Raw genomic sequence first — 24,469 nt, forward strand, 5'->3', positions numbered from 1 at the left:
TGACTGCCAGGGGACTTGTGTATGGGGGCATGGTCATACAAACCGTTCGCGAATGACGAGGCGGAGGAGTTTCTGGAATTGCTGCAGGGTGCAGATGGTGTGAGCTATCTGGCTTCGACGCTGAAGGAACTCAAACTTCGTGAACTGGATGACGAAGACGAATGTTCTCGCGCGGTTGCTGCGAGTGAAGTTGTCGCCGCCGCGGCTGGATATGCAGTTCCTGGTCTGCCGCGTGAAATTCGTGCCTTTCTGAAGGAAGGCAACTTCATTTTAACGCCATCGCTGCACAAGCGAGCGAAACAGGTAGCCTCCGCAATTCTGAAGTCGTCAGGACTGGCGGACCTCTGGGCTGACTCGGACAAGAACAACGCGTGGCGACGTTCCATGCAGTCGCTTGTGGACAGACTTGGCAGGCCGGTTAAGGAGGGTGTATCAAAGCGCAGGGTGCCAGAAGCAAAAGAAAAACATGTGGCACCGAAAAGTCCTGGTGCTCGTTCCCGGAGATCCTCCGATGATGCAGGCAGGATCAGCGCATCTGCGATGACAAAAGGCAACAAGCCCGTTTCACTCAGGGATGTGAAGAGCATCCTTGGAAAACTGGGTGGAGGCTATGCCGGAACGGTTCACAGGAACAAAAAACTGCACGAGGTCTCGTTTAGTACGTTGCGGAAGTATCCCGGGATCAAGGATGCTGTGCGTCTTGCAACGCTGCCAAACGTGGATTGGTTCAGCGTGGGCGGAGAAAAACTGTCTGCTGAAAAGCTCCGCATTCTCCAGACGCTTATTATGGGCTGGTCTCAATTGCGAACACTAATTGCCACCGGAGTGACGGGTGGCTTTGCCGCCTGGATCTGCAGCCATGCGCCGTTTATGGATTCGCTGGAGAATCTGGAGCTGGATCGCACCGATGTGACAGACGCAGATCTGGAGACGCTAAAGAACTGTTCCATGCTCAGGGAAATCAATCTGTCAAGCACCCGCGTCACAATCAAAGGTTTGACGTCTCTCACTCAGGTGCAATCGCTGCAGCGAGTGTCGATTTGTAATTGTGATCAGATCTCCATTGCAGATGCATCGAAGTTTGTCGTTCGACATCCAGGCAGATTCGATCTCAGCTTCATCAAGAACGAAGTAGCCATGGGGATGCAGTCCTCGACGGCTCAGGAAAAGTCGAGGCATCTGAAACAGAATGCGAGAGTCATTTCTGTATTCGAAAAATCCAGGAACGCCGGGCCCAATCGCTTCTTCGGCACGACGTTTGTTGTTGAGGCAATCCCGACCCCAGTTTCTTTGCAGGACATGGCGAATGAATGCTGCGTGGAAAAACTTGTCATCGGAAGTTACTACACGGGGGAAGTTAAGGGCTTAACAGGAGACGACTTCAAGTTTCTGCTGACAGCCTGGCCTGATCTGCGCGAACTGCAAATTGCAAAGATTCCGGACAGCGAAGACGTACTAAAGGAAACGATCAGCCGTCTCAAACAGCTTCGAAAGCTGGAATTGATAAACACTCCTTGTGGAGATACCGTTTTGCCAGCGATTGCGACGCTGAAGAACCTTGTTCAACTGGAACTTCACGGAACGCGGATTACTGGTGCTGGATTGCGTCTGCTGCCAAAGCTGTCGAAATTACGCTGGTTGGGTCTGGTCGGCAATCCGAATCTGAAGCCGGACGATGTTGACAAATTCCGCGAACTTACCGTGGGGAAAATGTGGATTGATTTTCAGAAGTGACGCCGTTGCACTGGTCCTGATTGCAAATCCAGCCAGTTAAACACACCGGAGAAGTCATCCATTTTGTTCTTCAATCTCCATCAGTCGAAGCCGCAGTGCCGGCAGATTGATCCGCGCTTTCGGATGTTTGTGAAGGCACTGTAGACACAGTTTTCTGAGTGAGATGAATGTGTCTGTTTCGTGTTTCGCTAACTCTTTCGGGTAAGCCAGCATTTGGATCCAGGGAGGCGCAGAAACGATCTGCGAGAATACATCTGCGGGTCTGTCGCCCGAGAATGGAGGTTTCGTTGTGAGCATTGCATGGAGAACTGCGCCCAGGCCGTAGACGTCCGTCTGATGACTGATGTCGCCAAAAACAGGATCAATCTGTTCTGGGGCCATCCAGAAAACCGTACCGACAATTTCGTCTTCGCAATGCATTCCGGCCCTATGGCAAAGGCCAAAATCTGAAACCAGGGCCATGTTGTTCTCAGAGATCAGCACATTGTCGGGTTTGAGATCACAATGGACGACTCCCGCAGAATGCACCGCCAGCATGGCTTCGACCAGTTGTTTCATCCACTGAATGGCCGCCGAAAGGTTTGGTGGTGCTGTCATCAGAATGCGGGCCAGTGTTGTATGTTTCACATACGGCATCACGAGATACCAGATCCCTGAGGGTGTTTGTCCAACAGATCGTGAACAAAGAATGCCATCATTCTGTATCTGTTGACCAACGCGGGCTTCGTTGAGTAACCGAGCTGACATTGCTTCGTTGAACTGAAAGCGACGATGCAGGAATTTGACGGCCAGTAGTTCGTTGGTCGAACGCAATCGAGCCTGAAAGACTTTCCCCATACCGCCCCGGCCAATGAGTCTCTCCAGTATAAAGTCGCTGTACTTCACTGGTGTTGGGCCGCTGGTTTCGGAAGTACTTTTCCTGAGAGCTGGTTGTGTCTGCAGGCTGTACTGGGAGATTTCCTTCGTTTGCGAATTCCCTGCCAGGACGCGAATGGTGCTGGTACCGCTTTCAGCCTGCCGAATCGTGAGTTGCTCGGTTATGCCATCAAGGATGCGTCGAACCGTTCGCTCGGAGAGCTCTGTTTCTCTCGCGATCGCGTCAATGAGTTCTCCCTGCAGTCGCAATTCCACGACTCGACGAAGCCTTGCTGGCAGGGCTGCCAGCAAGGCTTCGACCTCATCAGCCATTGCGACAGCTTCTTCGGGGGATGGCGATTCACTGACGATCAAATCAACAGATTTGGTGTCGACTAATCCACCACACTCGCGGGCCATCGAACGCCGCTCTGCATTGTGATGCGCTGCCGAACGATAAAGTTTTCGCAACGTGATCGTAGCCAGAAGGGACCAAATCTGCCCGGATTCGCTGATGCAGAACTTTCCTTCTCTTGAGCGAATAAAGAAGCTGCGCCAGGCAGACATCACGACATCTTCCGGATCGATTCGCTGTTGCAGTCGTGCGGACATTCTGGTTCGTGCGAGCCGACAGAGTCGCGTCAGATAGCGCTCAAACAGTTCCGTCGTTGAATCCGCGTCTCCTTCGGTCATCTGACGAAACATCAGCGCTGAATTGTCCAGTGCATCGGTCATCAGATTGCAGGTCTCTTCAGGTGAAGGCGCAGACTCTTTGTTGTCGCCTCCGTCTATTCACGCGTGACGAATTCATCCAGGTTCATCAGGATGTTACACGTCAGGGTCCATGCTGCCAGTTGTTCAGGTGGGATATTCGCCGGTACGGGAGATTCGCCCTGCTGTATGACTTCTCTTGCGGCATTCGGTTCGTTGCTGAATCGAGTGAGATCCTCGTTCAAACCCTGCAACAGCACCGATGATTCGTGTGATGTTGGCGCACGGCCGGTGATGATGCGAAACCCGTAAGTCATTCGGTCTGAGGCTGAATCGCCACCTTCCGTAATGATACGCGTTGCAAGCGCCCGTGCTGCTTCCACGAAGGTCACTTCGTTCAAAAGGGCCAGCGCCTGAAGCGGGGTGTTGGTCCGAGATCGCTTGATGGTGCAAACTTCTCTGTTCGGGGCATCGAAAAGCAACATCGTCGGCGGTGCAGCAGTACGTTTCCAGATGGTGTAAAGCGTGCGGCGGTACAGACCTTCGCCAGTGTCATGTTTGTAGCCGCGCAGATTGCCGTATTTGCTGGTTTCGTCCCAGACACCCTCGGGCATGTAAGGACGCACGCTGGGACCACCGATCCTGTCAACCAGCAATCCGCTGACGAAGAGCGCCTGATCCCGCAATAATTCTCCGGTCAGGCGGAATCGAGATGCGCGGGACAGCCATCGGTTTTCCGGGTCCGATGCGATTTGCTTCTCTGAAACGACTGAAGACTGCCGGTAGGTGTGGCTCATCAGGATCAGTTTCTGAAGCGCCTTCATGTCCCACCCATGCGGCTTCCTGCCAGCGACTGCGGGAAGCATTGTGGGTTGCATGAATTCAACGGCGAGCCAGTCGAGCAGTTCAGGGTGGCTGGGGAATTCGGACTGCGATCCAAAGTTTTCCGTCGTCTTGACGATTCCGGTACCGAAGAACCTCTCCCATTCCCGATTGACCCAGACGCGTGCGGTCAGTGGGTTATCCTCACTGACGATCCATCTGGCGAGTCCCAGTCGATTGGCGGGTTCGCCTTCGGGAAGTGGAGGAAGGAATGACGGAAGCCTGCGTTCTACCTTTTCTGCTGGCTGATCATATTCGCCGCGTAAAAGCACAAAGGCATCTCTGGGTTGACTGCGTTCTTTCATCACCATCGTTGTGGGAAGGCTCTCCCGATAATCCGTCACTTGTTTTTCCGCCGCTTTTACTGCGGCTTCTGCTTTGCCGACAGGGCTGGCTGAACTTGACTGAAAGAACTTCAGCAACGCAGCCGTCTGTTGCGTTGTGCGCTGGGATCGGGACGTGGTAAGAATAGCGCGAATTTCCGGAGCCAGATTGCTGCCGGCGGGAGCCAACAGAGATGGGTCGACCTGACTGACGAAGATTCTGAATCGGCCAACATTGTGATCGGCATAGGGTGACTGGTGCCGCATTTGGATATGCAGAGTGGCATTGGCAGGTACGCTGACCGGCTGAGCCAGAGCGAACATGAGGCGACGATTCAGTCGTTTCGTCGGATCGTTTCCATCAACAGCCCATCCCTTCCTCGCGGGTTGCGGAGAACCCTTTGTCACGGGCCTGGTAATCACGGAAGTCGCTGCCCACGAGGGTTGTTCGTAGTCTGCCGCGGCACGGGACACATTCAGGGGAAGCGGTTTTTTGAGTGTTGGGGCGGAGAGTTCAGCAACAACATCCGTCAGAACAAAATTCCCATTCGATCCTCGGCCAAGGCTCTTGTTAGGCAGTCTCTCGTCAGGAATCACCTCCAGCATGAAACCTGTCAGCGATTGCCCTTCCGCCAATGCATCTGAAAGCGGGATATCGATTTCGTAGGTATCGCGTGGCGGGTTCTTTCCCGTCGCCAGAAACGAACCATCGTCCAGCCCCTGGAATTCTGCGCCGCCGACGGAAACCACCTTGGAAGGAGATTGAAGCTGCCAGATGTCCGGTTGATTCAATTGATCGGCCATTGATTGTTCCCAGACCTCCAGTGCTTTCGGCAACTGGGATTCTGCATCTTTCAGCATCGCTTTGGCTTTGCTGAGATTCTGATGCAGACGAGCGAGCTGTGCTTCTGATTCCGGTGTGGTCAGGGTCAGCAGGGGCGGCGTGTTTTCTCCATTTTTCCCAAGGGGAGCAAGAACGCCGCTTTCGTCATTCGAATTGAAGAATGCAAACAGCTGATAGAATTCTCGCTGAGAAATCGGGTCGTACTTGTGGTCGTGGCAACGGCAGCAGTTTAAAGTCAGGCCCATCCAGGTCAGGCCCGTCGTTTCCACGCGATCAATGACAGTTTCGACGAACCACTCTGCTTCAATTCTGCCCCCTTCGCCGTTCAGGCGATGATTGCGATTGAAACCTGTTGCGATGATTTGCTCCTGCGTGGCGTCCGGCAACATATCGCCGGCAAGCTGCTCAATGGTGAATTGGTCGAATGGCTTGTTGCTGTTGTAGGCATCAATCACCCAGTCCCGCCACGCCCAGATATCACGACTTCCGTCGCTTTGGAAACCATTGCTGTCTGCATACCTCGCGTAGTCCAGCCATGAAATGGCCATACGTTCGCCATAGGCGGGCGAGGTCAGATAGCGATCGACCATGGATTCATAGGCATTCGGTGACTTATCGCTGAGATAAGCCTCTACCTGTTCCGGGGTTGGCGGCAGACCGGTCAGATCCAGCGCGACACGACGAATCAGCTTGATACGATCTGCCTCAGGCGAATGTTTCAGGCCGACTTCCGCGAGCTTTTGCTGAACAAACCGATCGATGGGATTTGCAGAATCGTTTACCTGGAGTTCGTGGTTGGTTGATTCTACGTTTGGGATGTCCGGCCGATCAGGGCGTTGAAATGCCCAGTGTCCCCGATATTCCGCTCCGTTCTGAATCCATCGTTGCAACAGGGCAACCTGTTCGCTGCTGACCTGTTTGCCCGTGTCCGCGGGCGGCATCCGCAAATCCGGATCCGCAGAAAGGATTCTCTGCATCAACGCACTTTTCTCTGGCTTTCCGGGCACGATGGCAGCATCGCCGGATTCAGCAATGGCCGTCGCGCCCTCGAACTGATCCAGTCTCAGTCCAGCCGCCCTCTTGTTTTCGTCGGGGCCATGGCAGGTAAAGCAGTTCTCGGAGAGTATGGGCTTTATATCGCGGTTGAAGCGAATGTCCTTTTCCGCACCTGATGCAATGGCTGAGCAGATCATGGAAAGGGTGCAGAGGATGCATCCGCGTTTTGTGTTTTTCCACTTATTCATTTGTTCGTTGTCCCTGTAAGGTCATCGACAGTTCTTCGATGCTCCAGGAATCATCCTGTTCACCAATTGATTCTTCTCCGGAATCCTGCACGTTCAGGCTGCTGACTGAGATTTCAAGATACAGAACGCCACTGCGAATCGACTTTTGAATCGATTCGTCGTTGAAGTCGATATCAAAGGAGCCGACGGGGCTCTTCAGGACAGAGATTTCCTGGAAGGCACCGGGTTCGCCAGCTGAGAACTGGACTGTGCGCGAACCTGCACGAAGACGGATGTGAAGTTGACCATCCTGAAGGGCAAACGGCCTGCAAACTTTCGGGATTTCGAATTGAAGTCGCACGATTCCGTCGCGTTCACTGCCTTCCAGATTCCAGCGGCGCCGCGCAGAATCGAAGGCGGAACTGAGGTTTCCGTCGTCATTCTGGACCGCGCGATAAGACAGAAAGCCTGGCGGAATCATGAAGGTCTTCCCGATCTCTGGTTGTTCCAGGCGGATGGGCTGCACTACGAGCAACTGTTCTTCCTGACGCATATCATCCCCGCCGATTTTTACCCCGGAAGGTTCGGCGTTTGCCCAATATAAAATTGCCGGCTCTTCGGGGAAGGCCTCTGCCTGCCCTTCGGGGTTGATGATGTTTTCGTAGACGGAAGAATGCTGTCGCTGTTCATCCGTCATCAATGTGGATTCGAAAAACGTACCCGGCGCAAGGAATGCGCGGGACGTGATGGAAAAACGGCCGTCTTCGGAAACAGTTGCGGACTGGATTCCGGAAACGGTTCCGGCGAACAACGCGTCACGGGGATTCGTCAGGCCAGCCAGTTGTATCCGGCCTTCAACACCCTGTTCGGTAAAGGTTGCGACGGCATCCATCGGTTCCGGAATCAGGCGTGTGTTGCGAACCTGCAGAGTTGTCAGGCCGACGGATCGATTGAGTTGTTTCCATTCGTTGGTTCGTTTTCCATTCCAGATCAAACGACGATAACTGCGGTCAATATCGCCGGGGGGTGGCGCCAGGATGGACCCTCGTGACGCTGTCACGGCAAGATTGCCACTATCTGGCATGTAAATCGTAGCCAGGCCATCGCTCACCAGTTTTATCTGACCAGGAACGGCATTGATGATCTGTGTTTGCACTGAAGTCGGCGGAGCACTGCCGGAGATTTGCAGACCTTTTTGCATTGCGGGGATTGCCATCAGGATGGCCAGTAGCGGCGTGACCCAGATGAGTCGTTCACCGCGATGAGACTTGATCACAATCAGGCCGGCCGCCAGAAGGATTGTCGGAAATCCAAGTGTCAGCAGGATCGCAAACCATCGCGAAGGAATGGTGTAGCCAATGCGAGATGCGGCCTGTGCGGCGATGAGTTTTGCATTCAGTTGCGGGGGCTCAATAGGGCCAAAGAACGAATTCTGAATACGGCGCATGGATGGGATAAATTCCACCGGCGATTCGTTCGAGCCTTTGCGTTCGCGTTCGGTGTAAAAGACATCCGGAGAAATGGTTGTGACGACAACGGTCCCTTCTCCGAATGGAAGACGAAACGCGACCGGCCATCCATCCACGGTCCAGACCATTTCACCTCGATCGGCAACAACCCGGATGTAGGATCGGGGTTCATCGAATTCCCGAATCACTTCCCGAACGGGATATCCGTCTTTGCGGTAGTCGGGGTTAATATCCAGCTTGATGGTGTTTGCAGAGGTCTGTCCAACAACAGAAAAGGGAAAGGCATCTCCCAGCAACGCTTCAACGGATTCCGGGCCTGTTTGATCGAGACACAGCCACAGACGACCGCCACGCTGAACCCACAGGCGAATCGCTTCGCAGACTTCAGGTTGTTCGGTGAGTTCGTTACTGGAGACAATCAATTGTGACACCGCATCCAGCGATTCGGCATGGCCTGTCAATTCTCGGGGAACGAGGCTGACGACCGTCTTACTGACGGACGGTTGTCCGTGCTGCATAGCAAACATCAGTTGCTGCGCGCGTACGTTTTGTTCGTCGGGGATGCTGGTGGATGTCAGCCATGCCATCATTCCCCTGCCAGACGCTCGGACAAGTGCGTTGTAACTGGGGACGACCTCATTATCAGCGCTGCGTCGTGTTACAACACCGTCATCATCGCCGCCCGGAAAAATCAGGTAAGGGAAGTCAAGGTTTCCTTCCAGCCCGGAACTTATCCATACCGGAAAAGAAATTTCGGAAGACGTCCCTGCCGGCATCCGGATCTTTCGGCCGAACTGCAGGCCGTTGCCATTCGGCGGAGTCACCAGCAGCAGGAAGTCCTGCTCAACAGTTTCCGTATTGTGGACAGTCGCTTTGACCATTCCCCATCGATCGCTCATGTAGCGGCCGATGCCTCCGGAAGTGATTCTGGCTGGCGATTCGCCGTAACAGAAAGCCGGAAGGCAAGTAAAAACCAGCATCACTGCCGCAGGAAGCATTCGTTTTGATAGCTCAGGCCGAGAGGGCGAGGAAGGCTGGAAAGGAATGTTTGTGAAAGTCATTCTTATGCTTACTTGACGGTGAAACTGGCAGGAAATGCCTGCAGCAGGCAATGCTGGGGAGCAGGTGTCGCTGAATTACCCCTGCATTGGAAGCTGGAGTGTCTTTTTTTGTCCGTTTCGCAGAATTGTTACACGGACAGATTCGCCTGCTTTCTTTTCGGTGCAGCCATAGAGCATGAGGTCCGTTTCGGTGAGCAGGTCGTCGCGTTGATCGACCTGAATGATGACGTCGTCGACACGGAAGCCCGCCTTCTTCGCTGTTGCGTGAGCCCCGTATTGTCCAACGTGCGTCACTTTCAATGCCATCTTGCCATTCGCCAGATTCAGACGACTGCGTTCGGTGCTTTCAACCGTGGCCAGCCTCATGCCCCCTGTTGCCATCCGACGCAGTCCCCACGAACTGACTCGCCAGGAAATATCTCCCATTCGGCGCCAGTGTTGTGGCAGGCTGAGCGTGAGATTCACTGGTTTTCCACCGCGATTCACGGTTGCTGAAACCATACCACCTTCTGGTGGAACCGAATGCAGAACCCATTGAACATCGGCAATGGAAAGTATGGGCTGATTATTCAGCGAAACAATGTCGTCGTTTGCCTGAAATCCAGCGGCCTCTGCCAGTGACGAAGGCTCAACAGATTTGACTTCGGACTTGACTTCGGGATTCAGGATCAGACCAATCGACTTGGGATGTGGATAAGGAAACAGGACTGATTCGGGGATCGGTTCGCCGGTTGCTCGGTAATGATCGCGAATGGCATCACCAATCTGGTGACAGTGAATGCAGCTCTTTACCACATCGCCCTTGTAGTTCAGCGAATCGGTGAATCGATCCTTCAGCGAAGGGAACTTCTCCGGGCTTGCGAACAATGGAGCTGGTCCGGTCTTACCAGTCAGTGAGGATTTGTTTGCGGGGTAATCGGCATGGAGTGCAAGCGCGCCCTTTAATGCTTCTGCCAGGCCCGGCAGAGAGACGTCGCCAAACCATTCAGTGCGATGCGAACGCGTCCCGAAGCGACCATAGATCGTCTTGTCGGCATTCAGCATGAATACAGCGAATGACTGGTCTGTATCGTACTGGAAGACCGACAGGTCGAGCCCGTTTGTGGATACCTGACGAACACAGACAAATTTTTCCAGCAAGGGGCGAATGACGGGGTCCTGATCAACAAGTTCGTCATCCAGTTTCACGCATTCTTCGCACGGCAGGCAACGCAGAACAACCAGGATTGGTTTGCCCGTTTGCTTTGCCTGCTCAAATGCGGCTGGAAGATCGTTGTATATCCAGAAACCTTCTTCAGTGACGCGTGCTTTGTCCTCGCGCACTTTTTCTTCGCGCGACTTCTTTTGAGCTGACACTTCAGATGTCAGGCTCAGGATCAGTACGAAAGCGAGCAGAATTCGATGCATCACAGCATCCTCCAAAGCACAGAATTTTGCAGGACGACGAACAATCTTGTCGGCCAGGGATCTACATGCTGCCGACCTGAAGGTGAATTGGCAAGGCTGGCAGACTGGTTTGGACCGTCCAGCGATGTGGTTTACTGGAATCGCGTCTTCACGGTGGAATGCTCTCGGGAGTGCTCTCATCAGGCAAACCGGGGCGATTCTTCGACGGATTCTGATCCGACAGAGTCCACTGTGAGTTCCGAAGAAGTCGGCTGCAAGGCTCGCGGAAAACGGAGGATTGTTTGTGTCATCACATTGGATCGTTCCCGCTGTTCCCGGGAAAACCCGGGGAATCTCTCGCTGTCGGCTTCTCATGGGCAGACCTCATCCATCCGCCGGCAATCCTCGTTTATCATCTCGCCACTCATGGCCACGACGTGATAATCTTCGAAACTTCCGGCCAACAGGAGTTCGAGCAACTTGCCTGATTGTGCCATCGTGCAATAGTCCGTACGGCGAGTACGGACGTCCGGAGCCAATGCCCTGACGTTGTCAAACTTCTCCTGTCATTTTCTCCATGACTCTACTTCTCCATGACTCTACTCAGAGATGGAATTCTGTAATGCGATCCGACGTTCATTTCCGGTCACTTGCCCAATTTGGGTCATTTGCCGGACGCCGTGTTATGTCTGTTATGATTTTGTTCGCGTGCTTGAGTTCAGGCGGAAGCCTGTTTGCGGAAGACAATTCGTCCGTTAACAGCGCAGTCCTGGAACGAGTGCAGCATGATATTGAATTTCTGGCATCCGATGCGCTGGAAGGTCGAGGCATCGAAACGCCGGGTCTGGAAAAAGCGGCCGAACATATCATCGCTGAATACCAGCGTATGGGGCTGAAACCAGCAATGCCGGATGGTGGTTTCCGCCAAACATTTCCCGTTGCGATTGGCCCTGTGCGCGTCGATCCTTCCACGGCGGTAGTCCTTCATGGACCAGACAACCAAACGGTCTCGCTCCTTCGAGGCAAACAGTTTCAGCCAATTCGTCGGGGCAGGAATGGTAGTTCGACGGGCCGTCTTGTCTTCATTGGTTACGGAATTTCATCCGACGAAGACGGCTACGACGACTACGACGGCATGGATGTTGAAGGCTGTATTCTGGTCATGATTCGCCGTGAGCCCCGTCAGTCGAATGATGATGCCTTTAACGGGCGCTCCAATTCTCGCCATTCCTATATTGATACAAAGATGCAGCTCGCTGTCAGCAGGAAGGCTGCCGGCATCATTTTCGTAAATGATCCACACAGCAGTCCCAGCGCTGATCGTGACGATTTGACACCTCCTGCGGGCTTCGGGAACGAAGGTGACGATCTCCCGTTTGTTCATGTTCAGCAGGCCGTCATTAATCAGTTGCTGCAGAAATCGCCCCTAAAAGTCGGCGAAAGCGAATTGACGAGTCTTGCAGAAATCGAAAAGCACATCGACGCTACAATGAAACCTGTTTCGCAGCCAATGCCAGGCTGGACAGCGGATGTCACAACGCGATTCGAATCTCGCAGCATCAGTACAAGCAATCTGATCGGTGTTGTGGAAGGAGAAGGTCCGCTCGCAAATGAAACCATCATCATTGGCGCGCACTACGATCATATTGGATACGGTGGACCGCAGTCCCGGACCCGCAATCGAAACGGAGAGATCCACAATGGTGCCGATGACAACGCGACCGGAACTTCTGCCGTTCTGGAGCTCGCGCGTCGATTTGCTTCCGGCCCTTCCCCCAGACGTCGAATGATGTTTATCTGTTTTTCAGGGGAAGAACTGGGGCTGCTCGGCAGTAACTACTACGTTACTCATCCCGTTGAGCCGCTGGGCCAGACGGCGCTGATGCTGAATTTCGATATGATCGGTAATCTGCGCAATAACACGGTGGAAGTGAATGGAGTTGGGACGGCGCCTGAATTTGCGGATCTGGTGCGTGAAGCTGACGAACTGACAGATGTCGGGATCAGCGTTGTTCAGAATCCCTTCGCGGGCAGCGATCACCTTCCGTTTTACCAGAGAGACGTTCCTGTGCTGTTTTGCTGCACAGGGCTGACGGGCACCTATCATACGCCGGATGACGATTTCGAACGGCTGAACATTCCGGGTTCAGTGAAAGTGATCGACTACAGCGAGCAATTGTTGCGACTTGCCGACGCATTGCCTGAGCGCCCCGTATTTTTCAAAATGAGTGGCGATCGCAATCGATTTCGGGGAATTCCGTATCTGGGCATCGTGCCGGAACTGGGCGAATACGACGATGGCGGGGTTCTTGTTCGCGGCCTGCCGGAAACTTCACCGGCTCGGAACGCCGGGATCCAGGTGGGGGACATTCTGATGAAGATGGGCGATCGTCGGCTCGACGACTACCCGGCACTGCTGGATCAGCTGACAAATCAGAAACCGGGCGACAAAGTCATTGTCATTGTGAAGCGAGGCGAAGAAGAGGTGGAAGTTTCGGTCGAACTTGGAAAACCTCGCCGGTAACATACGGTTTCGGCGAGTCCACATCACCTGATGTTCGGCTGCGTGCGAAATGCGGGGGTAGGCCTCTCCGGCGCTCCGTTTGTTTGACCTTCCGGGTCCGCTTTCCACGTTCCGGCATTGTTTCAACGGCCTGCTAATCGGTAGTTGGCCGTCGACTGTCACTTCGAAAGCCTCTGTCCATGAATGACAATCAGCAGTCACCCCGTGAAGTGCTGGCTCTGTGCCGACAGCGCGAAATTCGCGCGATCGACCTGCGATTCACCGATTTCTGTGGCGTGCTTCGTCACTTTACAATTCCCGCCGACCAGCTGACCGAAGACAGTTTTGAACACGGGTTCGGATTTGATGGCTCGTCTATGCGAGGGTGGCAGTCGATTCACGAGAGCGACATGCTGATCGTACCGGAATCGCAAACATGCTTTGTTGACCCGTTTATGAAATCGACCGTGGCAATGCTCTGCAATGTCAAGGATCCGGTGACGCATCAGAGTTATCCACGCGATCCGCGAAACATCGCGCGTAAAGCCGAAAACTATATGTTGTCCACGGGTATCGCGGATGAAGCGTGCTTTGCCGCTGAAGCAGAGTTCTTCGTCTTCGACAGTGTGCGTTTCGATCAGCGTGAAAATGAAGGTTACTACCACATCGAATCAAGCGAAGGTCAGTGGAACCGAGGCAATAGTGCGGGGGGATATCGTGTCCGACACAGAGATGGTTATCTGATGCTGCCTCCGACCGATACGCTTCAGAACATGCGGACCGACATGATGTTGGCGCTGGATGAAAGCGGTATCCGGATGGAATCTCAACATCACGAAGTCGCGTCTGGTGGCCAGTGCGAGATTGCTTTGCAAAGCGTTTCACTGCTGAAAGCGGCCGACCAGCTCGTTCGGATGAAGTATCTGATTCGCAACGTGGCTGCATCCTACGGGAAAACGGCAACCTTCATGCCCAAGCCCATCTGGAATGACAACGGGTCAGGTCTGCATATGCAGCTGTCCCTGATGAAAGGCGGAAAGCCACTGTTTTCGGGATCCGGTTACGGTGGTCTAAGTGAGACCGCGATGTTTGCAATGGGCGGCATCCTGCAGCATGCCAATGCCCTGCTTGCGTTCTGTTGCCCAACGACTAACAGCTACAAACGCCTGATTCCCGGGTTCGAAGCGCCGGTTAATGTGTCCTACAGTTACCGCAATCGCTCGGCCGCCATACGAATTCCGGTGAATTCCGGCGATGAAGCGAAACGCCGTTTTGAGTTCCGCTGCCCTGATGCATCCTGCAATCCGTACATGGCCATGTCGGCGATCCTGATGGCCATGATCGATGGTGTCCAGAATCGAATGAGCCCCGGGCGACCTCAGGACAAGGACCTTTACGATCTTGAGCCCGAAGAACGTGACGGTCTCGTGTGCACGCCATCATCTCTGGCCGAATCGATCGACGCGCTGGAAAAAGATCACGACTTCCTGCTGCGTGGCGACGTATTTACTTCTGATGTAATCGAGCGATGGATTCGTCACAAACGCGAGGATGAAATTCAGGCTATTAACCATCGTCCGCATCCGTACGAATTCGCCCTGTATTTCGATTGCTGAGGCGACGGTCCGGAACGGTTTGTATTCGATGACGTTTACCGCTTTGCATGGGATCTCCTGCAATTAAATCCGCACTCACTGACTTCTTTAAAGACCCTTCGCTGCGAACGACTGAATCCGCAAGCGGAGTTGCCGACGCGCGGATCGCTGTAGAACGGCCTGAATTTCGAGACCCTGTTCATTACGGCAGCCTGGCGTTATGCAGTCGATACATGCTGTCGCCACTGGCTGGCTTCACAACTTTACCATTCCGACGCATCGTTCGAAGGATCGGAGGGATCGGTCTGGCTACAACCGATCTGGTGAACGCACGGGCGTTGCTTTCGCGCAATGCACGCACGATGGAGATGATTGAAACCCATCCAGAAGACCGTCCTTTCGCCGTCCAGATCTTCGGCAGCGAACCGGATGTCATGGCAGATGCTGCCCGCATGCTTCAGGATCACGGAGTCGATACCATCGACATCAATATGGGGTGCCCGGTGAATCGAATTGCGGGCGCAGGTAGTGGGGCCGGAATGATGTGCAATGTCGACGGCTCGGTAAGCCTGGTCCAGCAGGTCGTACAGGCCGTGCGCGTGCCCGTTACCGTCAAGATGCGACTTGGCTGGGATGCAGAGAATATAACCGCCCCGATGTTTGCTCATCAGTTTGAGCAGGTCGGAGTTGCTGCTGTTGCTATTCACGGTCGAACTCGCGAACAGGGTTTTAGCGGGAGCGTTTCGCTCGATGGAATCCGACAGGTCGTTGAGGCTGTTGACAGGATTCCGGTCATCGGGAACGGAGATGTTCGCAATGTCGCCGACGCAGCCCGAATGATCCGCGAAACGGGTTGCCATGCTGTTTCCATCGGTCGAGCGGCACTGGCCAATCCGTGGATCTTCAGACAACTGCAGGAATGGGAGCAAACCGGAGCTTACTCGCCGGCGGGTTCGTTCGAGGAACGGCTGAGTCTGATGATGCAGCAGTTTGAGTGTCTGGAAGAACGTAACGGCAGTGCACGGGCAATCGTGTTGTTCAGAAAAATGGCCCACTGGTATCTGAAAGGAATGCGCGTTCAGAAGAAACTTCGTGGGGACTTTCAAAAAGTACGTACCCGCGAAGAAATGGACGCTCACGTGGCGAAGATTCGTGAAGCCGGACCTGTGGACGGCAACCGGACTGGCGTGCTGTCGGATTGCCACATTCCTGTTCCTTCCGGACCCGTCGACAAATGGTAAGGGCCGCCGTATTCTGGACGTGCTGGCTGCTGATCACCGTCTTCTGTGCGCGGTGGGAGCTTGTTCGGTTGATCGACGCCGCAGAATCAGAAGTGGGCGTCTTCCAGTGGTTTGTGAACTGGGATCCGGAGACCACGCTGCCACTGATTGTGCTGCTTCTACTTCCGGTGTTCCGAGTAATGAAACTTCGAAGCACAGGATCTGTGACGCGAAGAAACAACGCTCAGCCGTCGGCTGATTCCGCTAGCGACGCGATGGTCGCCGTATCAACGCCCTGTGTCATGTCACGGACGCAGTGTCTGGCTGGGATGGCCCTGGTGTTTGTTTCGTCACTGACCGCCAGCGGCTGGATTGGGTTTCAGCCGATTGGTGTGCGACAGAGGTTCGAAGAACGACAGGTTCGATTCTGCAATCTACCGCCTGCGTATCATGACGAATTCAGCTATCAACTGCAGGCCGATACCTTTATCGCTGGTCGCCTTGCGTGGCCGCCGATGACTATTCATCCCGAACTGTTTCATCAGTTTCATGTTCTGAATCAGCCCACCACAGCCAGCCGATATTTTCCCTGGACGGGGCTGTGGATCGCACCGTTTCGGATGATGGGCCATTCGATCTTCGGGCACTGGCTGGCCGGTGGAATTGCCAGTGTTTTCTTTTTTCTGTCGCTGGCACAAATCCTTCCGTATCGCTGGGCACTATTGGGAGGACTTCTGATCGCGTGCAGCCCGGGTATCGCTGTGTTCAGTAATCTGTTGCTGGCTCACCATCCCACAATGATGGCCCTGGCCATTTTTCTCTGGAGCTTCCTGCGACTATTCCATACGGGCAGGACGCGATTTGCAGCCGTTGCGGGAGCGGCGCTGACGCTGGCGATGCTTGGCCGACCCATGACCGCTGCCGGGTTTGCTCTGCCTTTTGGCATCTGGTTAGGAGCAAAGTTATTCCAGGGGTCCGGTCGTCGGCGTTTTCGTTCGGTGACGGGAGTCGTTGCTTCCTTTGCCGTACCGCTGGCTCTTGGCTTCCTTTTGCTCGCCGTCTCAAACAACGCTACCACAGGGTCATGGACAACATCGCCGTATCAACTTTATACGGATACCTGGACGCCCCGGCATTGTTACGGCTTCAATAACGCCGTGATGGATGGAAAAGCATCGACGAGTTCCGGAATTCCTTCCCTTCAGGCGTACGATGACTGGGCACAAAATCTGACCCCGACTCGGGCGATTCAGAACGTCGAAACCCGGCTTCTTGGCAGCCTGCAGTGGTCACTTTCGATCGTGCCGCTTGTTCTGTTCATTGTGATCGCTGCACTGATGCAGCTTGTGAATCTGTGGAGCGGTCGATCTGACACGCGAGTGTTGCTTTTGCTGGGTGCCGTCTTGAGCCTGCATCTTGTCCATGTGCCCTATTGGTACGACGGAATTATGGGTTGGCACTACGTCTTCGAAACGGCTCCGCTGTTGTTGATGATTTGTGCGATCGGTGTCGCTGAAAGCGTGGATTATCTCTCCGCGCAGATGTCACCTTTTCGTGCGGGCATCTGGGCGACATCACTGATCATCGTGGGTTGGCTGCCGGGTTGGGTCAATCAGGAGGCGGGATGGGGACGGGCGAAAGTTGTTCAGGCCGTTAACCAACTGGCCTATTCCCGAAAACGCTTGCAGCAGTTTCAATGGCAGGTGGAATCGGCCGAAATCCGCAAGCCTGCGTTGATTCTGGTGGACGAAAACGGGGCAGATCCTCAGCTGAGCTACATCATCAATCCGCCTGACTTTCAGTCGGAAGCTCTTGTATGTCGACTTCCTGAAACGGCAGAGCAACTGGACGACCTGAGAAAAAAGTTTCCTGGTCGACAATGCTACCGATTTGATCCCGAAACCTTTACCCTGGCACGCCTTGACTGAAGCTTCCTCATCGCTTCAGCCCATGCATTCAGCCTCATTCTTTTACCTGAAGCTACAAGCAAACCATGCATTTTCTGGGCCTTGATATCGGTGGTGCGAACATCAAACTGGCAACACACGACGTCGCCGTTCGTTCGGTTCCGTTTGCCATGTGGAAACAGTACGAACAGCTGACGGCAACGTTGATCGATCACTGTGTGGGTGTCTTTGCAAACCCGACCATGATCGGTCTCACGATGACAGCTGAGCTTGCGGATTGCTTTCCAGACAAGACAGCCGGAGTGCAGTTTGTCGTCAATGCAACGGTCGCCGCGTTTCCGGGAAAGCCCGTTCGAGTCTGGATGACCAGTGGTGAATTTGCCGAGCCTGCGGATGCCGTCGAGTTGCCGTTGCTGGTTGCTGCGGCCAACTGGCATGCCCTGGCCACATGGGCGGCGCGGGCTGCTCCTGTCGGGCCCGCCCTTCTTATTGATATCGGTTCAACGACCACGGATATCATCCCGCTGTATCAGGGTGTACCTGTTTCTGAAGGCTCCTGCGATATCCAGCGGCTCGTGCATTCCGAACTACTCTACACCGGCGCGACACGAACACCGGTTTGTGCAGTTGCGAAATCAGTGGAGGTGGAAGGACTTTTGATTCCTCTGGCGGCAGAATTGTTTGCCACCATGAAAGATGTGCGACTGATACGAGGCGAATTGCCGGAAGACCCATCGGACTTTGACACGGCCGACGGACGTCCCGCGACAAGACCATGTGCGGCCAGTCGTCTGGCTCACATGCTTTGCTGCGACACTCAGGAACTCGATGAGCAACAAATTCGGCAAATCGCTGATCAGCTGCACCTGGAACAAATTCAACAGGTAGAAGCCGGAATCAGGAATCGACTCGAATTCCTTAAAACTCAGCAGTTTGGTGCCTCGAGCAATCCCGTTCTGCTGATCAGCGGAAGTGGCCGCGATCTGGTGCGTCAGGCCATACAGCGAATTGACGACACCGAATATTCGTCTGTGATGGATTTGTCAAAAATGTGGAAAACAGACATTACCGATTGCGCATGCGTTTGCGGTCGCTCGCCTGGTATCGGAAAGGTGCCTGGACGATCTGCTTCCGACGCAGGGATTTGTTCAAAAAGCTTTCACTTCCTTGCACCAGAGTTTTAAGTGACGGCCGCATTAGGAAAAGGGGATGAGAAATGATTCGACGACAAGACTGCCCGGTCTGCGGAAAGGGACTTCCGGATGACCCGGCTGTTCTGAAGAAATACTCTCCGTTCTGCAGTGAGCGTTGCAAACAGGTGGATCTGTTCCGCTGGGCCGAGGGACGATATGCCATCGTAGAAAACGTCGATCCCATAGAAGCGGAGCTTCTTGCACAGGACCCGGATGTCATTGTCGACAACGGGCAGGGAAGCTAACGCAACGTCCGCACCTGAAAGAATTCAGGCAGGTTCGGTATAGAACCGGTCAGAAGCCAATTGTGCGGAAGACTATTTCTGTTTGCGGCCACGGCAAGCCCGCTGCCATTGCTGGCCCGCTGTATTTCAGGGCCTGTGACAGGTTTCGAAATGAATTCCACCGACAGCCAGCGGACAACGTTGCGACTCTGGAATGCTCTTCAGATCGTAGGGATGCTGCTGGTCCTGAAGGTGACCATATCGGTGTTGTGGAACTACCGACACTACCTGCCACCTGATTTCGAATCCGAGTTTCTTCAGGGCCGCGAACACTACTTCCGGGGAAGCTATGGCTGGGCCTTCTTCCTGCATATTGCATCCGGGCCGGTTGCATTGTTGGCTGGATTGCTGCTGGTAATGGATTCTTTCCGGCAACTTCACCCCAACTGGCATCGATGGCTGGGGAAGTTTCATGTTCTGAATGTCTGCCTGATTGTCGCTCCAAGCGGCTTGCTGATGGCGGGATATGCTGAGGGTGGCAAGCCGGCCGTTTCAGGTTTTTCGGCTCTCGCATTGCTGACCGGCATCTCTGCTGCAGCCGGTTGGCGGATGGCCGTGTTGAGACAATTTGACCGGCATCGCCAATGGATGTGGCGATGCTACCTGCTGCTGTGTTCCGCTGTGACTCTTCGATTGATTGGGGGACTTTCGCTTTTACTAAAGCTGGATCCTGCGTGGACGTATCCGCTTGCCGCCTGGCTGAGTTGGCTCGGCCCGCTGGCGATTTTCGAGTTCAGGATGCGATGGAAATCCCGCAATGGAACGAGACAGGACACGACTCTCTGGGCAGTTGACCGTACCGGACAGCAGATGCCGGATTAAGATTCAGAACTCACCCACTGTTTCACCGCCATCGATTGTCATCAGAGATTTCAACGTTGCGGTGTCGATGTTGGCGGAAATGAACCGAACCATTCCATCAGCAAAACCGACCTGAAAACCGCCAGCATGCGACAGACTGTTCGAATGGCGGAGGCTCAACACATCTTCGGGCGAGACATCATCGGGTTGCATCCAGGGAATTGCCATTTCCTGCGGCACCTCTACAAAAGCAATTGTGGTGTCATCACGAATCTGATGCAAAGCACATGACTTTGGCGTATGAAAGACCGCACTGACGTCGCAGATTGCCATGTAGCTTGTCTTCGTGTTCGAGGTTCCTGCTGAAGGGCAGCGATAGACTGCGACCGGCGTTTCCAAAGCCTTTCGATTGACGGGATCGTTCCATGGCTTTGACAGGTCGATCGTCTCGTACAGGTTGGCTTGTTCGCAATACGGCAAAATCAATGTTCGCCAGCTGTGAAGTCGCTGACCGGCTTCGTCCACGGTCCACGCTGGCGGAAAAGCCCCATAGGTATCGTGGTAGTTGTGAAGAGCCAACAGAATTTGCTTGAAGTTGTTCTTGCACTGGGTTCGACGCGCGGCTTCCCCTGCCCGCCGGGGTGCCGGGATTAACAAGAGGAACAGCGCGACCACGAAGACGATAAGCAACATCCACATTTTAAAGGAAGTTCGCCAACCGGATTTGGAGGCGTTCGCCGAAACTCCGTCAGAATCCGGTCCGGCAAAGGGGTTGTGGCTCAAGTCGCTGTCCATCAAATTCTCGTCTGAAGCCATTGTTGGGGGGGAACCGGTATTGTCACTTTCCAGCAGCAACCTGTTCCAGAATATATTCGACGCCTTTTTGAATTTGCGGGTCGTTGAAAGTTCGTTCGGGAACTTCGGTCCCCTCTGCACGGATCACATCGCGTTGTTCCCGATCTCGCAGCCAGGCCTGCCACTGTTCTGCATTCAGGCTCAATTCGTACCCGAGATCAGGTTTGACACCCCAGTCGTCGTCCTTCTTTGAATCCGGGAAGCGATGAATGTTGACCCCACTTGGCCGGTGATAGCTCGCCGTTGTCAACTTCAGTGCACTTTCGCCGGATTCCATGCGAATGACGTTCTGGACACTTCCTTTACCCCAGGTTCGTTCGCCGATAACAATCGCGCGGTGGTTGTCCTGCAGGCATGCACTGAGCACCTCACTGGCAGACGCGCTGTATCTGTTGACGAGAATGGCAACCGGGATAGATGGATACTCGGGTTCATCCTTTCGCGCTTTCCAGGAACGGTCCGGGACGTTGCGGCCCCTGACACTGACGATGTCACCCGATTCCAGAAACATGTCCGCAATCTCAATCGCGGCTTCGAGCAATCCACCAGGATTTGAGCGCAGATCCAGGATCAGTCCCTGCGCATTCTCTTCGCCAAGAACTTGCAGTGCGCGTTTCATTTCGTCGGCCGTGTGTCGGCTGAAATGGGTCATTCGGATGAAGCCGATCTTGTTTTCCGAATCCATCAGATAGTCCCATTCGCCGTTTTGGTTGAAATGATCTCCAAGTACGGTTGGAACCTGAATGACTTCACGATTCATGGACATCTGCATGACTTCGTCGACGCCAGCGCGTTGAATACCAAGCGTGACGGGACGTCCGGGGGGGCCCTGCAATACTTTCACGGCATCCGTGACATTGAAGCCTTCTGTCGACTCGCCATTGACTTCAACAATAACATCACCTGAACGCACGCCGGCACGGTAGGCGGGGGTTCCCGGCAATGGGCTGATAACGGTCAAACGTCCACCCACTCCATTGACCTGAATCCCGACGCCACCAAATTCCTGTTCCATCGACTGATCGAATCTCTGAACGTCCCGTTTGGGAATGTAGCTCGAATACTGATCCAGATGTTCGAGCATGCCGCGGATTGCGGCTTCCATCAACTCTCGACGATCGACGTCACGTACATAGTTGGTATCGATCTGTTCGTATGTTTCGACGAACAGCTTCATCATTTCGTAGTCAAGCTGGGCGTTTGGTTTTTCGGATTCGTCAGCGTGGACATGGAATGCGGTGAGCATGAGCCCGGTGGTGAGCAGCGAGAGGGACATGAAAATACATGGTCGATTCATAACCATTCTCCTGCAGAACAGGTTGCTTGGCCGCCGTGCTCCGGAGCAGCGGGAAGCAGCCTGACGCTGCATGCTGGTGGGTGGGATGTTTCTTTCCGATCAACCCGCAATTGTCGGATGATGCATGGCGGGTGATCAGTGGAGTGAGTACTCTGCGAGAGTCGCAGAAGCAGGAGGATATAGAAGATGCGCCTGACAGGTCGAGTGATGTCCACAAAGTTGTGAGGGATAAAATCAGTGAACAACCCGATTGCCTGGATGAACGGTCAGTTGCTCCCGTTTGAGCAAACTTCCCTGCCGGTCTGGGATCTGGGCGTGGTTGCAGGCGCTTCCATCACCGAGATGGCCCGGACGTTCGCCCATCGGCCATTTCGTCTGGAACAACACCTTCAGCGTCTTATCCGGTCGTGCTCCGCCCTTGGTCTCCATCTTCCGTATGAAAACCAGCAATTACAGGACCTGGCTTCCCGGGTCCTGGAACACAACACTCGACTGATTCATCGGCAAAGTGATTTGGGCATCGTTGTATTCGTGACCGCCGGGACGAACGCGACCTATCTGGCCTCGGCCGGGGACTCGGTTTCAAGGCAGGGGACGGTTGCCATTCACACATTTGAACTGCCTTTTTCAATGTGGCAAAGTGCGATTCAGGAGGGTCTTCGATTACGCATCCCTTCCCGACGGCAACTACCGTCAGATTCCTTTCCCGTTGAACATAAGGTGCGGAATCGGCTTCACTGGATCCTGGCTGACCGTGACGCAGATGCAGCCGAGCCCGGTGCCAAGGCTCTGCTACTCAACCGCGATGGTTACATTACCGAGACGAGCACGGCATGTTTTTACGGAGTCATCAATGGAGTAATTGTCACCTCCGATCGTGATGTGCTGCACAGTATGAGTTGTCAGGTTGTCCAGGAGCTTGCTCGGGATCTGGACATCCCATTCGCCCGACGCCCGTTGCAACTCGACGATATTCCGAAGTTCAGCGAGGCTTTTGTATCTTCCACACCGTGCTGCCTGTTGCCCGTACATCAGATCAACGGCCGACAAGTCGGTGAGTCACCTGCGTCTGCGAGCAAAGTTTTCCGTGCGCTGATGAAGTCCTGGTCCGAAATGGCGGGCGTGGAAATAGAGCATCAGATTCTGAATGCAGGCCCGAGCCAGTGAACCCTGCTCCTCACTCTTTGCGCCCGATAAACCGGGGCCCTATAAATCCCGGGCCGAATAAATCCGGGCCCGAATAATTCCAGGTCGGCGGATGCAATCGTGGAATCAGTCGCGGTAGCATGATGCGGAGAATTGGCTGATGGGAGCGCAATAAAAAAACGGCTGAGCTCCCAAAGGAACTCAGCCGTCTTCAGTTTAGTGAGGCCAAACTGACAGATGCTGCTGCCACAGTCTGAACTGTCATTTTCACCAGCTGTACTGCGTCAGAAACGCAGACAACGTTGCCCAGTTCCCCTGAATTGCACTGGTGTAGACAGCACAGAAAAAAATCGCACGAAGGATGAAAGTGTTGAGTTCCTGAACAAAAGCCACTGAACAACCATCAGGAATCGGTTGCCCGAAAGTTGTTCGAGTGGCGTTTGTCTGGAACTCGACGCGGTCAGTTCGCCGAGTCAAATCAGCGGGCTTACGCCAGCTGTTTTCGTCGATTGACGAGTGTTCGAATTCGTTCGGCGAGCAATGCTGCGTCGAATGGCTTTCGGAACGTCTCGTTGAACACAGAACGGTCAAAACCGGAAGCGTTGTCGTCGTCGCTCAGCAGACCGATCAGAACTGTTTCCGCATATTCAGGGTTCTTGCGGAGGTTCTGAGCAATCATCAGAGCTTCTTCACGCCCCATAACAAAGTCAACAACCACGCAATCGGGGTGAATTGACTCTGCCTGGATACCGGCTTCAAATCCGCTGGCAGCTATTTCGATCTTAAAGTCATCGTTGGAAATCATCTCGTTCAGGCTTGAACGGGTGACAATATCTGAACCAACGAGGAGGATCTTGCCCATCGCTTCGTCTTCCAGCTCGCCGAGGGGCATTCCGTGTTCCTTAAGGAAGCGAATCAGATGTTCGCGCGGAATGCGTCGGTCCTGTGAGCCAGGAATTCGATAGCCTCGAAGTCGTCCGGAATCGAACCACTTTGAAACTGTACGCGGGGCAACTTTACAGATCTTTGCTACCTGACCAGTAGTGAAGATCGTCTTCATGGGCGGGCTCTCCAATCATTTCTCACTGCGCCATTTGGCTTCCCATCCCGAGAAACCAAATCGTCACCCCCATGATTTCCAGTGTGGACTGCAGTTCCAGGGAACAGCAGGTTCGTGTTT

At 54.1% G+C, this 24,469-nt stretch carries 16 protein-coding genes; 9 read left to right on the top strand and 7 right to left on the bottom strand.

From position 1 onward, the window contains the following. The first annotated feature begins 21 nt into the window (after positions 1–21). Entirely contained in the window at positions 22–1,734 is a 1,713-nt protein-coding gene (locus tag R3C20_04370; protein ID MEZ6039716.1) for a DUF4259 domain-containing protein, read from the top strand. Positions 1,735–1,788: 54 nt separating this feature from the next. Here R3C20_04370 and R3C20_04375 read toward each other — a convergent pair whose 3' ends face one another. The 4 genes from R3C20_04375 to R3C20_04390 form a co-directional block, all read right to left on the bottom strand. Next, positions 1,789–3,324, bottom strand: a complete 1,536-nt coding sequence (locus R3C20_04375) for a protein kinase (GenBank protein ID MEZ6039717.1) — start codon at positions 3,322–3,324, stop codon at positions 1,789–1,791. Between the two features lie 53 nt (positions 3,325–3,377). After that, positions 3,378–6,593: a PSD1 and planctomycete cytochrome C domain-containing protein gene (locus R3C20_04380; GenBank protein MEZ6039718.1), complete on the bottom strand. Its 3,216-nt coding sequence runs from the start codon at positions 6,591–6,593 to the stop codon at positions 3,378–3,380. Then, positions 6,586–9,039, bottom strand: coding sequence for a hypothetical protein (locus R3C20_04385; GenBank protein ID MEZ6039719.1), 2,454 nt, complete (start codon positions 9,037–9,039; stop codon positions 6,586–6,588). The genes R3C20_04380 and R3C20_04385 overlap by 8 nt, the downstream gene beginning before the upstream one ends. Before the next feature lie 138 nt (positions 9,040–9,177). Then, positions 9,178–10,509, bottom strand: a complete 1,332-nt coding sequence (locus R3C20_04390) for a Trx7/PDZ domain-containing (seleno)protein (protein ID MEZ6039720.1) — start codon at positions 10,507–10,509, stop codon at positions 9,178–9,180. A 664-nt stretch (positions 10,510–11,173) separates the two neighbouring features. Here R3C20_04390 and R3C20_04395 point away from each other — a divergent pair. From R3C20_04395 to R3C20_04425, 7 genes are all read left to right on the top strand, one after another. Further along, a complete protein-coding gene (locus R3C20_04395) occupies positions 11,174–13,012 on the top strand; it encodes a M20/M25/M40 family metallo-hydrolase (protein ID MEZ6039721.1) in 1,839 nt (612 codons plus the stop codon). Positions 13,013–13,191: 179 nt separating this feature from the next. Then, a complete protein-coding gene (gene glnA, locus R3C20_04400) occupies positions 13,192–14,607 on the top strand; it encodes a type I glutamate--ammonia ligase (protein ID MEZ6039722.1) in 1,416 nt (471 codons plus the stop codon). Positions 14,608–14,654: 47 nt separating this feature from the next. Beyond that, complete coding sequence (dusB, locus tag R3C20_04405; protein MEZ6039723.1) at positions 14,655–15,827, top strand: tRNA dihydrouridine synthase DusB; 1,173 nt, start codon at positions 14,655–14,657, stop codon at positions 15,825–15,827. After that, complete coding sequence (locus R3C20_04410) at positions 15,821–17,734, top strand: glycosyltransferase family 39 protein (protein ID MEZ6039724.1); 1,914 nt, start codon at positions 15,821–15,823, stop codon at positions 17,732–17,734. The genes dusB and R3C20_04410 overlap by 7 nt, the downstream gene beginning before the upstream one ends. Positions 17,735–17,799: 65 nt before the next feature. Beyond that, entirely contained in the window at positions 17,800–18,897 is a 1,098-nt protein-coding gene (locus tag R3C20_04415) for a hydantoinase/oxoprolinase family protein (GenBank protein ID MEZ6039725.1), read from the top strand. A 32-nt stretch (positions 18,898–18,929) separates the two neighbouring features. Then, positions 18,930–19,151 carry a DNA gyrase inhibitor YacG gene (gene yacG, locus R3C20_04420; GenBank protein MEZ6039726.1) on the top strand — a complete coding sequence of 74 codons (222 nt, stop codon included), beginning with the start codon at positions 18,930–18,932 and terminating at the stop codon, positions 19,149–19,151. Between the two features lie 150 nt (positions 19,152–19,301). Continuing rightward, positions 19,302–20,012 (top strand): DUF2306 domain-containing protein, encoded by a 711-nt coding sequence (locus R3C20_04425; protein MEZ6039727.1) that lies wholly within the window; start codon positions 19,302–19,304, stop codon positions 20,010–20,012. Between the two features lie 3 nt (positions 20,013–20,015). On the opposite strand, the gene R3C20_04430 is transcribed toward R3C20_04425, so the two are convergent. Further along, a complete protein-coding gene (locus R3C20_04430) occupies positions 20,016–20,690 on the bottom strand; it encodes a DUF1559 domain-containing protein (protein MEZ6039728.1) in 675 nt (224 codons plus the stop codon). A 139-nt stretch (positions 20,691–20,829) separates the two neighbouring features. Then, the gene (locus R3C20_04435) at positions 20,830–22,143 is read right to left on the bottom strand and encodes a S41 family peptidase (GenBank protein MEZ6039729.1); all 1,314 of its coding nucleotides are present in this window, start codon (positions 22,141–22,143) and stop codon (positions 20,830–20,832) included. Positions 22,144–22,380: 237 nt separating this feature from the next. Here R3C20_04435 and R3C20_04440 point away from each other — a divergent pair, with 237 nt between their 5' ends. After that, positions 22,381–23,310: an aminotransferase class IV gene (locus R3C20_04440; GenBank protein ID MEZ6039730.1), complete on the top strand. Its 930-nt coding sequence runs from the start codon at positions 22,381–22,383 to the stop codon at positions 23,308–23,310. A gap of 466 nt (positions 23,311–23,776) precedes the next feature. On the opposite strand, the gene R3C20_04445 is transcribed toward R3C20_04440, so the two are convergent. Then, entirely contained in the window at positions 23,777–24,349 is a 573-nt protein-coding gene (locus R3C20_04445) for a helix-turn-helix domain-containing protein (protein ID MEZ6039731.1), read from the bottom strand. Positions 24,350–24,469: the final 120 nt, after the last annotated feature.

The organism is Planctomycetaceae bacterium (assembly GCA_041398825.1).
GTDB lineage: Bacteria > Planctomycetota > Planctomycetia > Planctomycetales > Planctomycetaceae > F1-80-MAGs062.

Excerpts from the sequence above, each read along its gene's own strand:
- R3C20_04370 (MEZ6039716.1), top strand. The coding sequence starts at position 22 with ATGGGGGCATGGTCATACAAACCGTTCGCGAATGACGAGGCGGAGGAG.
- R3C20_04375 (MEZ6039717.1), bottom strand. The coding sequence starts at position 3,324 with ATGACCGATGCACTGGACAATTCAGCGCTGATGTTTCGTCAGATGACC.
- R3C20_04380 (MEZ6039718.1), bottom strand. The coding sequence starts at position 6,593 with ATGAATAAGTGGAAAAACACAAAACGCGGATGCATCCTCTGCACCCTT.
- R3C20_04385 (MEZ6039719.1), bottom strand. The coding sequence starts at position 9,039 with ATGCTTCCTGCGGCAGTGATGCTGGTTTTTACTTGCCTTCCGGCTTTC.
- R3C20_04390 (MEZ6039720.1), bottom strand. The coding sequence starts at position 10,509 with ATGCATCGAATTCTGCTCGCTTTCGTACTGATCCTGAGCCTGACATCT.
- R3C20_04395 (MEZ6039721.1), top strand. The coding sequence starts at position 11,174 with ATGTCTGTTATGATTTTGTTCGCGTGCTTGAGTTCAGGCGGAAGCCTG.
- glnA (MEZ6039722.1), top strand. The coding sequence starts at position 13,192 with ATGAATGACAATCAGCAGTCACCCCGTGAAGTGCTGGCTCTGTGCCGA.
- dusB (MEZ6039723.1), top strand. The coding sequence starts at position 14,655 with ATGGGATCTCCTGCAATTAAATCCGCACTCACTGACTTCTTTAAAGAC.
- R3C20_04410 (MEZ6039724.1), top strand. The coding sequence starts at position 15,821 with ATGGTAAGGGCCGCCGTATTCTGGACGTGCTGGCTGCTGATCACCGTC.
- R3C20_04415 (MEZ6039725.1), top strand. The coding sequence starts at position 17,800 with ATGCATTTTCTGGGCCTTGATATCGGTGGTGCGAACATCAAACTGGCA.
- yacG (MEZ6039726.1), top strand. The coding sequence starts at position 18,930 with ATGATTCGACGACAAGACTGCCCGGTCTGCGGAAAGGGACTTCCGGAT.
- R3C20_04425 (MEZ6039727.1), top strand. The coding sequence starts at position 19,302 with ATGAATTCCACCGACAGCCAGCGGACAACGTTGCGACTCTGGAATGCT.
- R3C20_04430 (MEZ6039728.1), bottom strand. The coding sequence starts at position 20,690 with ATGTGGATGTTGCTTATCGTCTTCGTGGTCGCGCTGTTCCTCTTGTTA.
- R3C20_04435 (MEZ6039729.1), bottom strand. The coding sequence starts at position 22,143 with ATGAATCGACCATGTATTTTCATGTCCCTCTCGCTGCTCACCACCGGG.
- R3C20_04445 (MEZ6039731.1), bottom strand. The coding sequence starts at position 24,349 with ATGAAGACGATCTTCACTACTGGTCAGGTAGCAAAGATCTGTAAAGTT.